This window comes from Methylophilus sp. DMC16 (genome assembly GCF_056314045.1).
Map to the genome: position 1 here is coordinate 247,545 of NZ_JBQUZC010000001.1, position 13,437 is coordinate 260,981.

A 13,437-nucleotide genomic window follows, 5' to 3' on the forward strand; every position below is an offset into this window, starting at 1 on the left:
GTCAAAATCTGCATCACCCGCTATTTAGTTTTTTAATATTGTTAGATAGGTGAAATGGTGATGATGAAGCGGCTTGAAATTGATGGTCGAACAGTGACGGTTTATACCAAGAACGTAGAAATAAATGGTGAGGAGGTGGTCACCCAGGGCGAAATTCTAATTGAATTACTGCCTGAAGTCTGGGCGCCAATAGAGGGTGAGCCGAAGACAAGCGCGTCGGTGCAAGAGATGGTCACCCAACAATCTGTGGCGATTGATGGGCCCACCTCCGGTTAATCTTTATCTTCTATTAAAGTGTATTTTATGTTCTGTTTTGTCAATGTATTTTTTGGTCATGAAAGGCCGTGTTAATGGACGTTGTCATATATTTTGCACTGGTACCCGGGGCCATCATGTGGCTGGCTGGGCTGCTGAGTGGAGTGCTGCCCTGGCAACATGACCGTGGCTGGCAACTGTTTAAGCGTCTGCTCAGCGTAGCGCTTGTGGCGGCGGGCATTTCCGCGGCCATCGTGTGTCTGCATGTCCAGTCGTTGCCTGGCAATTTTTTCAGTGCGTTTGGCATTGCTGTTTCCCCGCTGCAGGCGCTGATGGCTTGTTTGGTGCAATTGCTGGGGTGGGCGATCGGACATTTTTCTGCCAGATACCTCGAAGGTGAGGCCAATCAGAAAAGCTTTGTCACCGCTTTAAGTCTGGTTCTTGCCAGTGTGCATGTGCTGCTGATTGCTGATCACTGGTTGTTGTTTGTCGCGGCATGGTCAGCCATTGGCGTGTGTTTAAAGCACTTGCTGTGTTTTTATGCAGACCGGCCGTTTGCATTGTTGGCTTCGCACAAAAAGACCGTGGCGGATGTGTTGGCGGATAGTCTGTTGCTGCTGACGGCCATGATCGCCTATGTTGAAACCGGAAGCGTACAGATTTCAGTCTTTCTTTCACATGTTAGCGTGCATGGCTTGTCTCAGCTCAGTAGCTGGTGTGCCATGCTGCTGGTGGCGGTGGTCATTTTAAAAACGGCATTACTGCCGGTGCATGGCTGGTTAATCCAGGTGATGGAAGCACCGACGCCTGTTTCTGCCTTGTTACATGCCGGTGTGGTGAACCTGTCTGGTTATGTTTTGATCCGCTTTGCCCCCTTGTTCGAACAGGCAACACTGGCCAGACATGTATTGTTAGCGGTTGGGCTGGTGACATGCCTGTTTGCCTCGCTGGTCATGTTTACCCGGGTCAGTATCAAGGTCAGGCTGGCATGGTCCACCGTGGCACAAATGAGCTTCATGATAGTGGAATGCGCGCTGGGGCTATACACCTTTGCGGCGCTGCACCTGATCGGACACTCGATTTACAAGACTTATGCCTTTTTGTCCGCCGCCGACATTGTCACACACACGCGCTTGCAGCAGATGGCGGGTAAAGCGGCCTTTGCCAAGTTGAGCATGTTGCTTGCCCCGGTGTTGACCATGTTGATTGTGTTCGGGGTACAGGCGGTCTCGGGGACCCAGCTGTGGCCAGCCTGGTGGAGCCTGATACTGGCGCTGGCCTGGGCTCCAGTGTTGTGGCAGCAGGTCGGGCAGGCAGTGACTCTGCGCCTGCAACTGCAAGCCTTGCTATTTGGCAGTGTGCTTGCCATGGGGTTGACCGCCGTTAGTGTGGTATTTCACCTGCTTCCCCTCGGGATACACGATCAGCCTTCCCCTACGGGCGGATGGATAAGTGTGCTGGCCATGCTCATGCTGTACCTTGCCACGACCATGATCCAGCAGATGCCTGCGCGGTTGGCTGTGCTGCATCGCTCAGTCTATGCCGGGTTTTATCTGGATGAGTTTTACACGCGATGGGTCTTGCGTTTATGGCCGGTTAGTTGGGGCAAAAGCACGCATGCCAATGACTAGGCGCGCTTCTGAAATGAATGGATAAGGAACCAAAAGATGTTTTTTATTGAAGACCAAGTATTCCCAGGGCGTCACCATGGGCAAACACAGTCTATCCGTAAGCAGGTGATAGACCAGGCCTGCCAGCGTGCGTGCGACAGTATTGCGCCTACCTGGCCGCTGGATCAGTCGATTGCAGTCAACCCGCATTGGAAAAGAGTCCACTTGCCAGTGAGAACTGTAGCGGCACGCATGGCTGTGCTAGGCGATCTGCAAGTGTTCCCAGCCAGAAGTCATCTGTTACATGCCTGGCAGCAAGGACGCATGTCTGCACAGGACTTAACCCAGGCCATGACACAACTCGGGCTCAGGCAGACCACTATTGCAGAGGCAGTGGCCCTGTTATCGACGCCGCTTGCCATTACCCAATTACCGCTATTGATAGATGTGCTCGATGACGATGCCCAGCGGTTTCAGCGCTTGACCTGGCGCGATGCGATTACGCATCAGGTCAGCCAGACTTGTGCCGCGTATTTTGACCGGGACCAGTCAGACTGGCAGCCTGAGCGTGCAGGTGGCTTGTATCAGTTCTGGCGTGACATGATCGTGCATGACCATGGCATCGGTGTGTTGATGGGCTTGCCCAACATCCACCAGTTTCTGGATTATTTGCCACGCAATCGCCAACAGGCTGAGCGCTGGGTGGTCGAGGCGCTGGGCCTGGATGAAGCCGTACTGGCCGATTATTTTGAGGCGGTATTGCTCACGGTGAATGGCTGGGCATCCTGGTGTGCTTATCTGGATTGGCAAGCCAGATTACAAGGCCAGAGTGATGACAGCTTGCGTGATTTGCTGGCGATTCGGTTGGCATGGGGCGTGATTTTAATGCAATGTAAAGGCCTCAATGCAACCAACAGCGCCATTAGGGTCATCCAGCAAAAATGGCAGCATGTGGCTGAAAAAATTCAAGCTGCAGAACAGGCATTGCAAGTGGATGAGGTCTGGCAGCTGGCACTGGAAATCGGTTATCAGCGCCAGCTGGCGCAACAACTGAGCCAGGTGCCAGAGGCTGCAACACCGACTCCCACGCCACTGATTCAGGCCGCATTTTGTATTGATGTACGCAGTGAACCGATCCGGCGGGCAATAGAATCATTGTCACCCAATATACAAACGCTGGGCGCGGCGGGCTTTTTTGGCTTGCCGATTGCCTATCAGCCTTTTGCTTCCGACTATCAGCGTCCACAGTTGCCAGGTCTGCTGGCCCCTAGCTTAACTGTCCGTGATCAAGTCCTTGTCGGTTCAGAGGCGGTAAGCGAAGTGGCACAGGCCGGTAGCAAAGCGCTACAGCTAAAAGTCGGCCAAAAGCGGCTCAGCAATTTTATGCTGTCTGGCCAGGTCAGCCGACTGAGCAAATATCCTGGAGCGGCCTTTTCGCTGGTAGAGAGCGCGGGCCCCCTGTTTTTGAAACCCTTGTTAGCCATGATCAAGCCGCAATTGCATGCCCGCAGTTCGCTTGATCAACATGGCTTGCCGAAAAAATACCGCGCATTGACCCGGCCTCAGTTACAAGCGGTGAGCGTGGTCGAAAAAGCCGAGCTTGCCGCGCGGGTACTCAACAGTTTAGGCCTGACCAGCGGATTGGCGCCGCTGGTATTACTGGTGGGGCATGCCAGCCAGAGCAAAAACAATGCGCATGCCTCCAGCCTCGATTGCGGCGCATGTTGCGGACAGTCTGGTGAGGTAAACACGCGTGCCTTGGCTGCCGTGCTCAATGATGCCGAGGTGAGGGCACAGCTGGCAAGTATGGGTATGACGATCCCCGCCGAAACCTGGTTTGTTGCCGCCTTGCACAACACTACCACACAAGCGTTGCAAGGCTTTGATCTTGATCTGCTGCCAGCCGCAACGCACACTCGCTGGCAGCAAGCGGCTGAGCTGTTTACCGATGCCGGTGAAGTTGTACGGGGACAGTTAGCCTCTACCTCAATGCAGTCAACACAAGCCATCGATGCCGGTCGTTTGTTCAAAGCTTTTCGCCAGCGTGCCAATGACGCTGCGCAGACCCGGCCGGAATGGGGCTTGGCCAACAATGCGGCATTTATTTTGGCTCCCCGGGCGCGTACCAGACATTTGAATTTGGCCGGGCGGGCATTTTTGCATGAGTATGATGCGGCGGCGGATATTGAAGGGGCGTTATTGGAACAACTGATGACGGCTCCCATGCTGGTGACGCACTGGATCAACTGGCAGTACCATGCCTCGACCTGCGAGCCAGTCAAGCTTGGGAGCGGAAACAAGCTGTTACACAACGTTGTTGGTGGCCGCATCGGCGTGTTTGAGGGCAACGGCGGTGACCTCAGAATCGGTCTCTCCAAACAGTCATTGCATGATGGCCAGCAGTGGATGCATGAACCGCTCCGCTTGACGGTGGTCATTGTGGCAAGCCGCAGACAGATTGACCAGATTATCGGCAGGCATGCGGTCATTAGCCACCTGGTCAACCATGGCTGGTTACATCTCTGGTGTGAAGAGGATGGGCAGCGTTGGCGGTATGTTGCCGGGCAATGGCAGGCACTGGATTTTGCTGAAATGACGCAGCCCGTTTGAGTCTGTCATCATCTTGTCAGTGTGCATGCCTGAGGTCGTTTACTAAAGACCGGTCATGGATGCATGCTGGCAAGTGAGTGGCTTTTTAGCTATCTTGGGTCAGGTGAGCTAGCCAGGCTAAAACAGTCTTCAGCCACGGTTGGCAGTCCTTCAAACAAGGGCTTGGCAAAATAATAGCCTTGAAACAGGTCGATGCCAAAATCGACCAGTACCGTGAGTTCAGCGCGGGTCTCGACGCCCTCTGAAATCACCTCGATATTGAGTCCGCGACACACATCCAGGATGCTTTTCACAATCAGTTGTTTGGTTTTATTCTGGTCTATGTCGCGGATCAGGTTCATGTCCAGCTTGATAATGTCTGGCTGCCATTCAGCCAGTAAGTTCAGGCCAGAATAACCCGCGCCAAAATCATCAATCGCGGTCAGAAATTGATGTTTTTTGTATTCGGTAAAAATGTTTTTTAAATGCGCATGATCGGTGATTTTCTCTGCCTCGGTCACCTCAAACATGATGCGCTTTTTATCAAAACCGAGTTCATCACACACGGCGAGCGTGGATTGAATACAGTTTTCAGGGTTGTAGACTGCGTTTGGTAAAAAATTGATGGACAGAATCTGGTCAAAATGTAACTGATTGGCGAGCCTGATGGCTTTTGAGCGGATGGTTTGATCAAAGCGATGAATACTGGAGGCGTCAATTTGATCCAGAATGAACGCCGCTGGCTGGTTTTCCAGGCCACGTACCAGTGTTTCATATCCCCAAATCTGTTTGTGCTCGAAGGCAATAATGGGTTGAAACGCCATTGAAAAGTCTATCCCCAGGTGTTGAGGATTACATTTTCCACATTGCATTTAGGGTTCTCCTGTACGCAGTCACCAGCTTCTTGCTACCTGATGGGATGCGGTCATGCCAGCTAGGCGATGAAACTCAAAAATAAATTTAATACTTTAGGGATAGTAATACGCACCGTTGCAGCTTGATCAGTTGAAAAGCATTATATTTGATGCTCATATAATTCAACAAAGCATGTTCATGTATGCTGTGTTGATCCACTCACGATAATTCCTACGCACTGCAATCCCCATTCAAATAGGCGAGCTCAATATCGGTGAAGCCGGCAAGCTTGCGTGCTGCAAGATTGAAGGGTGGGCGCAGTTTGGGCGCATGGTATTGTTGGCGTAATTGCTCAAAGGTATCCACCAGGTCGAGCTGGCGTTGATCACACAAATAGCCAAACCAGCGATTGCCTATCGCGACATGGCCGATTTCATCGCGCAGGATAATATCGAGGATGGCGGCGGCGGCCTGGTCGCCAGCTTGTAACAGTTTTTGTTTGAGCGGTGGGGTGGCATCCAGGCCACGGGCTTCCATGGTGCGTGGAACGAGCGCCATGCGGGCCAGGACATCGACCTGGGTTTTTTCGACCATCTCCCACAGGCTGTTGTGACCATCAAAGTCGCCGTAATCAAAGCCCAGCTGCTGCAGATGTTGGCGCAGTAGCGAAAAATGATAAGCCTCTTCTTTGGCCACTTGCAGCCAGTCGCGGTAATACGCTTCAGGCATGTCGGCAAATCGCCAGACCGCATCCAGGGCCAGGTTGATGGCATTAAATTCGATATGCGCCAATGCATGAATCAAGGCGGCGCGGCCTTCGGCCGTGTTCATGGCTCGGCGCTGCACTTTGGCCGGCGCCACCAGCGCCGGGCGTTCAGGCCGGCCGGGAATACTCTGGTCGTCTGCGGATAATGCTTGCTGTGGCCGGATTTTCAGCGCGCCAGTGAGGCAGGCTTGCCACAGGGCAGCGACCTCAAGACATTTTTGTTGCGGGTCCCTTAGGGTCAGGGTTTGCAGGGCGCGGGTTCTCAGGCAGTCGTTCGTCATAGCGTTCGAATTTTACCGTGAATTGGCTGCCAATGTGACCACTGACAGGATGTGCCAGCCCCGGAGTGACTGTGATGCTGGCGTTATGATGTTCGGCAATTTCGGCCACGATAGCGAGCCCCAGGCCGCAGCCATTGCCCTGATTCGGGTCCAGCCGGTGAAAACGCTCAAAAACCAGGGTGGTTTGATCGGCAGGAATGCCGATGCCACTGTCTGCCACTTCCAGCACCAGAGATTTGCCCGCTTGCGATAATCGGATCTGCAACAGGCCTTGTTTGGGGGTGTATTGAATGGCGTTTTCCAGCAGATTGTTTAAGAGTTCAGAGAGCATGAGCGCATCGCCCAGCACTTGATCCTGCTGGGTTTCAATCATGACATCGAGCTCTAACTGTTTGTTGCTGGCTGGCCCAATCCAGCGCGCGCATTCATCTGAAATGATTTTGGTGAGTGACACCGGCTGAAATTGCAGTTGCGAAACAGCGGCATCGGTTCTGGCCATGGTCAGTAGCCGCTGTATCAGGTGTGACAAGCGGGTGGTGCTGCGCAGCATGTAATTAAGCGGCTCTTGAATGGCCTCAGGCGGCTGGCTGCGCAAGGCCAGTTCAGCCTGGGTTTGCAGCCCGGCAATCGGTGTGCGCAACTGGTGAGAGGCATCGGCAATAAATTGCTGCTGCTGTTGCAAGCCTGCCTTGACCCGTGCGAGCAGCGCATTCATCGCTTGCAGCAAGGGTTGCAGTTCGTTTGGCGTCGCTTGCGTATCCAGCGCGCTCAGGTCACGGTAAGAGCGTTGGTGCAAAGATTCCCTGAGGTCTTGCAAGGGTTTGAGGGCAAAATAAATACCCAATTCAATCACAATGGCAGCCAACAACATCATAAGCACTTGCGGCAACAGCATTTCTTCGACCATTTCGGCCACCATGGCGTCCCGTTTGCCCGTGGTCTCGGCCATGCTGATCAGAATGTTGCGCGCATTGGCCGCCTCGCTCTCTGGCAGGCCAAAGGTTACGGCGCGGATCGCTTCGCCCTTGTAGTGGCTGTTATAGTAAACCTGCTGGTTGCCCGCAGGCAGTTGCTTGGGTAAGGGTAAATGCGCTTCGCCAAACACCAGTTTACCCTTGGGGTCGCTGATTTTGATGTAAATGTGATCGCCTTCGTTATAGCTGAGCAAATGGCTGGCGACCTCGGGGATCTCAATTTTGACTTGATTGTGGCTATCAATAATCACCTCATCTGCCAGCGCGAGCACGGTCCGCAACAAGGCCTGGTCGTAGGCCTGTGTGGCATAGAGCAGGGCGCGTGAGTAAGACAAGGCGGCAGAAACGCCCAGCACAACCAGCATGGGCAGCAACAGCCACAAGCGCAGCTGGCTTTTGAGCGAAAGCGGGGGCATCATGGTCTGCTCACCCTTTAGGACTGCGCATGTTGTTCGGCTTCCAGCATATAGCCCAAGCCGCGCACTGTGCGAATATTGGCGCCACTGGGCTCAATTTTTTTGCGCAGGCGATGGATATACACTTCAATGGCATTATCGCCCAGTGTCTCATCCCAGTTGCATAACGATTCCATGATCTGCTCTTTGGCAATGATCTTACCCATGCGCATCATCAACGTTTCTAGCAAATGCAGTTCGCGTGCAGACAGGGTGACTGGTTGGTCATTGATGGTCGCCAGTTTGTTGGCGACATCCAGTTTCAAGTTACCGCATTGCAGTGGCAGGTTATTGCCCAGCTTGCTGCGGCGGATCAGGGCACGCACCCGCGCTTCAAGTTCTTCAAGGTGGAACGGCTTGGTGAGAAAATCATCGGCGCCGATATCGAGCGCTTGTACGCGTGTCGCGACATCTTCTCGCGCGGTTAAAATGAGGACGGCAATCGGGTTGGCTTGCTGGCGCAGGTGCGACAATATCGTCATCCCGTCCATGGTGGGCAAGCCTAAATCCAGAATCACCAAATCATATACATCATCATTAATTGCCCGTAAGGCTTGCTTGCCGTCTGTCACATGGTCCACGGCATATTCCGCTTGCGTCAATGCACGTACCAGACCGTTTGCAATCACCAAATCATCTTCCACTATTAATAGACGCATCGCTTTCACCTGCTGGTTTGAATACGCTCAGTTTACCTCAATGCAAGCCGGATTGACGGGTTGTAAGCTTGGTGCAAGGCGCGCGTAAGTTAGCTGTAAGGCCCGAGGCGTATCGTGTGAATCGTTGACAGCGCAGAAGTAAAGACGCTGACCAAGAAACACTAAGGATCAACGGGTTGGAACCTGATAAGGAGTGATCATGAAAAAACGCATGTTGCTGATCATAGGAATGACAGGATATTTACTTTCGATGCCCGTGTGGGCGGGGACAAATCCCTCACCACATGATCAGGTAGAAATGCAAAGGCATCTGAAAGTCGCCAAACACGCTGGTGCGCAGCCAGCGGTCAGTTCCCAAAAGGAGATTGACAAAAAAACTGCGCAAACCAAGTAACTGTGAAGTTGCCTAAGCGCGCTGAATTCCCTGCAGCGTCGTTTAGGCAATCAGCGGTTTCGTGTGTATCCTCTCACTTTAACCACGCTCTGCGTGGTTTTTTTTGCCTGTTACAAGCCACAAAAATGCCAGGCCACGGCCTGGCATCCGTGCTGATTAGCGCAAAGGCAGAATATCCAGTTCGCCTGCTTTCATATCCGGCACTAGCAGATGATGGTCATCCTGGCTAAGCGCGATATCGGCTGCAGATTGGTAACCTTGTTTGATCAAGGTAACTTTATGTTGTGCATCCACCTTGAAAATCTTGCCGGATTTCCAGTCGCTGACATAAATCGTACCATTGGCCTGCCTGACCAGGCCATCGCCGCCGCCAAATCCGCGTGCCATCTCTTGCAGTGATTTGCCTGCCAGATCGTAGCTGTATAGCACCCCAGAGGTAAAGTCGACCAACAGCAGGTGTTCGCCCTTGGCATCGGCCAGCAAACCATTTGGCGCCAAAATGCGCTCATCGATCTTGCCATCCAGCAGCAGAGTCACCTGGCGTTGCGGGGTCACTTTGTAAACGGCACCACCTTTTCCTGTGCCCAAAATGTCGCCGCTATCGCTGATATACAGATTGCCATTGGCATCTGCCGCCAGATCGTTGAGGAATTGTGGCGGTTTGGTGAACTCGTTGGCAGATAAAAACACTTCTGCAACCGCGCCTGGCTGATTGAGCGCGACGCGCAGTACCCGCGTTTTGTCCGCAATATACAAGTCATTGGCAATGATCACCAGGCCTTTGGGGTCATCCAGCCCTTGCACCAGGACGGAGGACTGACCATGGTCCAGTACACGGATTTGCCCGTCGCCATCCTGGCCAAAGCCATTGATTTCTGACACATAAATTTTGCCATCGGCCGCTTGTACGACGGACTCGGGCGTCAGCAGACCTTTGACCGGCTCCAGGGGGTGCGCATGGCTGGCCAGGCTGGTCAGGGTTAGGCTGCTGGCCAACAGCCATTGTATCCATGACGGTGTGTTCGAGATGAATGATTGCATATTTTCTTTCTAGAACAGCGCCTTAGGTTGTGACAGCGTATCAATGCTGTTGCACAAGGCTTGGTAGGTTTGAACGGGCGCGGCTACGACAGAGGGCTCATAAGCCGGGTTTTGCTGGATTTTCTGGATCACTTGCTCAAATGCCTGCTGGTAGGACTGTCGGGCAAAATTCTCTACATTGTAGGTCAGCCAGCCACGCGACTGGCCTTCGCCTTTCACCGTCATCAGTGGTTTGCCTAGCGCGCTATCCGCAGCCGGGGTGTTATAAACTCTGGCCGTAATCTCGCTATAAAACACCCCAGTTTGCGGGTTGTAAAACATATTCGGTTCGATCACGACCAATGCCTGGCCTTGTGCTTCGGCTTGGCAGCTGGATGTGGTGTAATGTTGTGCCTGAAAGCTGTTCAAGCCAACCGACTCTGCAATTTCAGCGCGATTGTGCCAGTAAACTAAATAGGGGTTGAGCAAACGCACCGGATGCTGGTAAAAAGACTCTGGCACCTGAATGACCAATGAAGGCTGGGCACCTGCCTGGGTAACAGGCGTCAAAGCCAGGCACAGGGCGCCGCTTAAGTACGTTAAAAGACGTTTCATTTCAATCTCCTCAAACAATTCACCCAGACCAGAACGGGTCTGTGGCATAAATCTTTTATTACAGCGTTTTCTCACGGATACGGTAAATCCAGCCGGTCAGGTCATCACTCACATAGAGCCAGCCATCCGTGCCGACGATCACGTCTACCGGTCGGCCCCAGGCCTGATTGTCTTGTAGCCAACCCTCAATGAATGGGACGGTTGCGACAGGTTGTTGGTTCCTGAATTGTACACGCAGCAAGGCGTAGCCGCTGGGCTGTTTGCGGTTCCATGAACCGTGCAGCGCGACAATGGCATCCTCACGCATTTCTGCGGGAAGCTGGCTGTGCTGCAAAAAAGTGATGCCTATCGGTGTGCTGTGGGCGGGGAGTAGCAGGGCGGGCGCCTGCGATTGTTGGCAGGTTCCTGCGGCGCCTGGCATATTTGGGTCTGCAAACAGCTTGCCTGGTTGTGCCGGATCGCCCCAGCAATAGGGCCAGCCATAGGATTTTCCGCCTTCAATCTGGTTCAAGTGCTCAGGTGGCAGGTCATCATCAACGGCGCCATGAGCCTGGCTGCTGCGATTGTCGGCACCATTGTTGGTGGCAAACAGCGCACCTGTTTGTGGATGCCAGGTGAACCCCTGTGTGTTACGCAGTCCCGTCGCCCAGACCGCGCTTTGGGCATGCCAGCCCAGCGTGACCAGCGTGCCGGCAGGGCGGCCATCTGCGGTAAAGCGCAGTAATGTTGCGCGTAGCGGGTTGTCTTCCACACAGACATTACAGCTGGAGCCCACGTTGACAAAGACATAGCCATCTGGCGACACCTTGACCGTTTTGAGGGGGTGGCCGCCACTGGGCAAGTGGCGGATAAACGGCTGTGGCGGCCCCCAATGGCTGTCTTGCCAGGGCAATTTCACCACGCCGGTTTGCTCCGCAACCAGCAGGTCTTTTCCTAGCAGGGTGAGGCCTTGCGGAGCATTGAGTCCTTGTGCAATCACCTCGGCATGACCCGTTTGGTCTAGCCTCAGAATACGGCCAGTGTCCGCCAGACTCACCAGTAACTGACCTTGCGGATCCAGCGCCAGCATGCGAGGCATGCCCCAGGCGCTCACATCACTAAAGCGCTCAATTTGCAGTCCGGCAGGCGCCTTGAGATTGCGCAGGGCGTCTGTCGCCAGAGGTTGCGCGGTGGCAGTATGCAAACCGGTTGCCATGCCCAGGCCGATCAGCATCAGGCCAGCCAATAGTGACTGCTGTTCTCTGACAGCACTGAGCACGGCAGTCATCATGTCAACGTATCTGCCCAGATATTCTGCGCCCAGGCCTGGGCATATTCCCCTTCCTGAACGCTGGCCTTGGCTGAAACGCCGCCGCCCTCTGCAGACACCATGCTTTTCTTAACAGGGTCATAACGATAAACATTGGCGACATGCATGGCCTGCTGGTCATCGACAAAGCTGTAGCAGGTATTGGCAAACACCGGCAGTGGATTGGGCGCGTGACCGGTTTGCATGGCGATGATGGCTGCGGCACACACCTTTGCATGTGAGGTCGCCATATGGGCGGATTTGGGCAAGCCAGCAGAAATACTGTCACCGATAATATGCACGTCCGGTTGCAGCGTAGAGGCATAGGTGACAAAGTCCACCTCACACCAGCGCTGATCCACATTGACCAGCCCAGCCACTTGCGTAACCTTGCCTGCCAGCTGCGGCGGGATGACATTCAGGACATCGGCCTTGACCGATTCAAAGTCAGTTTTGACTGTTTTGCTCACCGGATCCAGCTGCAGAATGGTACTGTTGTTGTGGTATTCAATCAGGTCTTTGTATGCGCCCTGAAAACTCTGCAAAAACAAGCCTTTTTTCGACACGATATCGGCATTGGCATCCAGAATAACGACTTTGCTACGCGGTTTTTGTTGTTTGAAGTAATGCGCCACCTGGCAAGCGCGCTCATAGGGGCCGGGCGGGCAGCGATAAGGGCCGGGCGGGATGGTCATCACAAATACGCCGCCATCCGGCATCTGCTCCAGTTGCTGCCGTAATTGCAAAGTTTGCAGGCCAGCTTTCCAGGCATGAGGGATGTCGGTCACTGGCGTGGTCATGCCGGTGATGCTTGCGTAATTGAAGTCAACGCCGGGGGCCAGAACCAGGCGGTCATAATGCAGATGACCGCGCGTCAGCTGTACTTGTTTGTTGGTTAGATCAACACTGGTGACCGTGTCTTGTACCCAGTCGATGCCATGCTGTTTGCGTGACAACGCATAGCTAAAACTCAAGTCGTCCAGTGTGCGGCTGCCGCCCAAGACCAGATTGCTTTGCGGGCAAGAAATGAACTGTGGATTCGGTTCGATCACAGTGACTTTAAGATTGCCCATGCTCCAGTCGCGTAAATATTTGGCGGCCGTGAGCCCTGCAAAGCCTGCACCAACCACGACGACATGGCCAAGCGGTGGTTTGCTCGCGCGTGCAAACGCAGGCAGACCATAAAAGGCCAGACCGCCATAGACGATGGAACGTACAAATTGTCTGCGGCCATTGGGCGTCAGGGGGGGGTGTTCAAATGCGGCGGTCATCACTGTCTCCCCAAAAAAGATTGCTTGGGCAAGGCGGGAGGCGTCTGTCTGGGTTGTTGTGCAAAATAGGCCGCCAAGTCCGCAATCTCTTCTGTTGTGAGTCCTTTGGCATGATGGTGCATCACCGTCGCGCTGACAGAGCCGTCTTTAAAGCCCTGCATGCGCTGGATAAAATAGGCTTGATTGAGCGCAGCCAGTGTCGCTGTGCCGCCCAGGCTGTTGCCGGCCGGGCCATGGCAGGCGGCACAAGATGCTGCCAGCGTTCGAATCGCCTGCGGGTCTTGCGCATGCGCGCAGAGGCCGGCGCAGGCAAGATAAATGAAAAACACACTGCTGAATAATGACTTCATGCTACCCCCGTCACACATGATGAATTTGAGCTCACATTATTCTGAATGGGCATGG

13 protein-coding genes are annotated in these 13,437 nt (G+C 53.8%); 4 read left to right on the forward strand and 9 right to left on the reverse strand.

What is annotated here, in order from left to right; genetic code table 11:
* Positions 1 to 60 precede the first annotated feature (60 nt).
* From ACT53D_RS01210 to ACT53D_RS01220, 3 genes are all read left to right on the forward strand, one after another.
* Complete coding sequence (locus tag ACT53D_RS01210; RefSeq protein ID WP_476154088.1) at positions 61 to 276, forward strand: hypothetical protein; 216 nt, start codon at positions 61 to 63, stop codon at positions 274 to 276.
* Between the two features lie 74 nt (positions 277 to 350).
* Positions 351 to 1,886 carry an NADH-quinone oxidoreductase subunit L gene (locus tag ACT53D_RS01215; protein ID WP_476154090.1) on the forward strand — a complete coding sequence of 512 codons (1,536 nt, stop codon included), beginning with the start codon at positions 351 to 353 and terminating at the stop codon, positions 1,884 to 1,886.
* Between the two features lie 36 nt (positions 1,887 to 1,922).
* Positions 1,923 to 4,475, forward strand: coding sequence for a YbcC family protein (locus ACT53D_RS01220; protein WP_476154091.1), 2,553 nt, complete (start codon positions 1,923 to 1,925; stop codon positions 4,473 to 4,475).
* 89 nt (positions 4,476 to 4,564) lie between these two features.
* Here ACT53D_RS01220 and ACT53D_RS01225 read toward each other — a convergent pair whose 3' ends face one another.
* From ACT53D_RS01225 to ACT53D_RS01240, 4 genes are all read right to left on the reverse strand, one after another.
* Positions 4,565 to 5,278 carry an EAL domain-containing protein gene (locus tag ACT53D_RS01225; protein ID WP_379075268.1) on the reverse strand — a complete coding sequence of 238 codons (714 nt, stop codon included), beginning with the start codon at positions 5,276 to 5,278 and terminating at the stop codon, positions 4,565 to 4,567.
* A 262-nt stretch (positions 5,279 to 5,540) separates the two neighbouring features.
* Positions 5,541 to 6,356 (reverse strand): ferritin-like domain-containing protein, encoded by an 816-nt coding sequence (locus ACT53D_RS01230; protein ID WP_476154093.1) that lies wholly within the window; start codon positions 6,354 to 6,356, stop codon positions 5,541 to 5,543.
* Entirely contained in the window at positions 6,283 to 7,749 is a 1,467-nt protein-coding gene (locus ACT53D_RS01235; RefSeq protein WP_476154095.1) for a sensor histidine kinase, read from the reverse strand. Before ACT53D_RS01235 ends, ACT53D_RS01230 begins: the two co-directional genes overlap by 74 nt.
* 14 nt (positions 7,750 to 7,763) lie before the next feature.
* Complete coding sequence (locus tag ACT53D_RS01240) at positions 7,764 to 8,444, reverse strand: response regulator (RefSeq protein ID WP_194748303.1); 681 nt, start codon at positions 8,442 to 8,444, stop codon at positions 7,764 to 7,766.
* Between the two features lie 199 nt (positions 8,445 to 8,643).
* On the opposite strand from ACT53D_RS01240, the gene ACT53D_RS01245 reads away from it, so the two are divergent.
* The gene (locus ACT53D_RS01245) at positions 8,644 to 8,838 is read left to right on the forward strand and encodes a hypothetical protein (RefSeq protein WP_194748302.1); all 195 of its coding nucleotides are present in this window, start codon (positions 8,644 to 8,646) and stop codon (positions 8,836 to 8,838) included.
* 156 nt (positions 8,839 to 8,994) lie between these two features.
* Here ACT53D_RS01245 and ACT53D_RS01250 read toward each other — a convergent pair whose 3' ends face one another.
* Genes ACT53D_RS01250 through ACT53D_RS01270 form a run of 5 tightly spaced genes read right to left on the reverse strand, consistent with a single transcriptional unit; the run spans position 8,995 to position 13,382 of the window.
* The gene (locus ACT53D_RS01250; protein ID WP_313986521.1) at positions 8,995 to 9,879 is read right to left on the reverse strand and encodes an SMP-30/gluconolactonase/LRE family protein; all 885 of its coding nucleotides are present in this window, start codon (positions 9,877 to 9,879) and stop codon (positions 8,995 to 8,997) included.
* A gap of 9 nt (positions 9,880 to 9,888) precedes the next feature.
* Positions 9,889 to 10,473, reverse strand: a complete 585-nt coding sequence (locus ACT53D_RS01255; RefSeq protein ID WP_194748300.1) for a hypothetical protein — start codon at positions 10,471 to 10,473, stop codon at positions 9,889 to 9,891.
* A 58-nt stretch (positions 10,474 to 10,531) separates the two neighbouring features.
* Positions 10,532 to 11,743: a PQQ-dependent sugar dehydrogenase gene (locus ACT53D_RS01260; RefSeq protein WP_379075279.1), complete on the reverse strand. Its 1,212-nt coding sequence runs from the start codon at positions 11,741 to 11,743 to the stop codon at positions 10,532 to 10,534.
* On the reverse strand, positions 11,740 to 13,032 hold the full coding sequence (locus ACT53D_RS01265; protein WP_379075282.1) for an FCSD flavin-binding domain-containing protein: 1,293 nt from the start codon (positions 13,030 to 13,032) through the stop codon (positions 11,740 to 11,742). The genes ACT53D_RS01260 and ACT53D_RS01265 overlap by 4 nt, the downstream gene beginning before the upstream one ends.
* Positions 13,032 to 13,382 (reverse strand): c-type cytochrome, encoded by a 351-nt coding sequence (locus ACT53D_RS01270; RefSeq protein WP_194748298.1) that lies wholly within the window; start codon positions 13,380 to 13,382, stop codon positions 13,032 to 13,034. The genes ACT53D_RS01265 and ACT53D_RS01270 overlap by 1 nt, the downstream gene beginning before the upstream one ends.
* Positions 13,383 to 13,437 lie beyond the last annotated feature (55 nt).

What these genes read in the sequence shown, in the direction of transcription:
- ACT53D_RS01210 (WP_476154088.1), top strand. Translation starts at nt 61, where the DNA reads ATGATGAAGCGGCTTGAAATTGATGGTCGAACAGTGACGGTTTATACC.
- ACT53D_RS01215 (WP_476154090.1), top strand. Translation starts at nt 351, where the DNA reads ATGGACGTTGTCATATATTTTGCACTGGTACCCGGGGCCATCATGTGG.
- ACT53D_RS01220 (WP_476154091.1), top strand. Translation starts at nt 1,923, where the DNA reads ATGTTTTTTATTGAAGACCAAGTATTCCCAGGGCGTCACCATGGGCAA.
- ACT53D_RS01225 (WP_379075268.1), bottom strand. Translation starts at nt 5,278, where the DNA reads ATGGCGTTTCAACCCATTATTGCCTTCGAGCACAAACAGATTTGGGGA.
- ACT53D_RS01230 (WP_476154093.1), bottom strand. Translation starts at nt 6,356, where the DNA reads ATGACGAACGACTGCCTGAGAACCCGCGCCCTGCAAACCCTGACCCTA.
- ACT53D_RS01235 (WP_476154095.1), bottom strand. Translation starts at nt 7,749, where the DNA reads ATGATGCCCCCGCTTTCGCTCAAAAGCCAGCTGCGCTTGTGGCTGTTG.
- ACT53D_RS01240 (WP_194748303.1), bottom strand. Translation starts at nt 8,444, where the DNA reads ATGCGTCTATTAATAGTGGAAGATGATTTGGTGATTGCAAACGGTCTG.
- ACT53D_RS01245 (WP_194748302.1), top strand. Translation starts at nt 8,644, where the DNA reads ATGAAAAAACGCATGTTGCTGATCATAGGAATGACAGGATATTTACTT.
- ACT53D_RS01250 (WP_313986521.1), bottom strand. Translation starts at nt 9,879, where the DNA reads ATGCAATCATTCATCTCGAACACACCGTCATGGATACAATGGCTGTTG.
- ACT53D_RS01255 (WP_194748300.1), bottom strand. Translation starts at nt 10,473, where the DNA reads ATGAAACGTCTTTTAACGTACTTAAGCGGCGCCCTGTGCCTGGCTTTG.
- ACT53D_RS01260 (WP_379075279.1), bottom strand. Translation starts at nt 11,743, where the DNA reads ATGATGACTGCCGTGCTCAGTGCTGTCAGAGAACAGCAGTCACTATTG.
- ACT53D_RS01265 (WP_379075282.1), bottom strand. Translation starts at nt 13,032, where the DNA reads ATGACCGCCGCATTTGAACACCCCCCCCTGACGCCCAATGGCCGCAGA.
- ACT53D_RS01270 (WP_194748298.1), bottom strand. Translation starts at nt 13,382, where the DNA reads ATGAAGTCATTATTCAGCAGTGTGTTTTTCATTTATCTTGCCTGCGCC.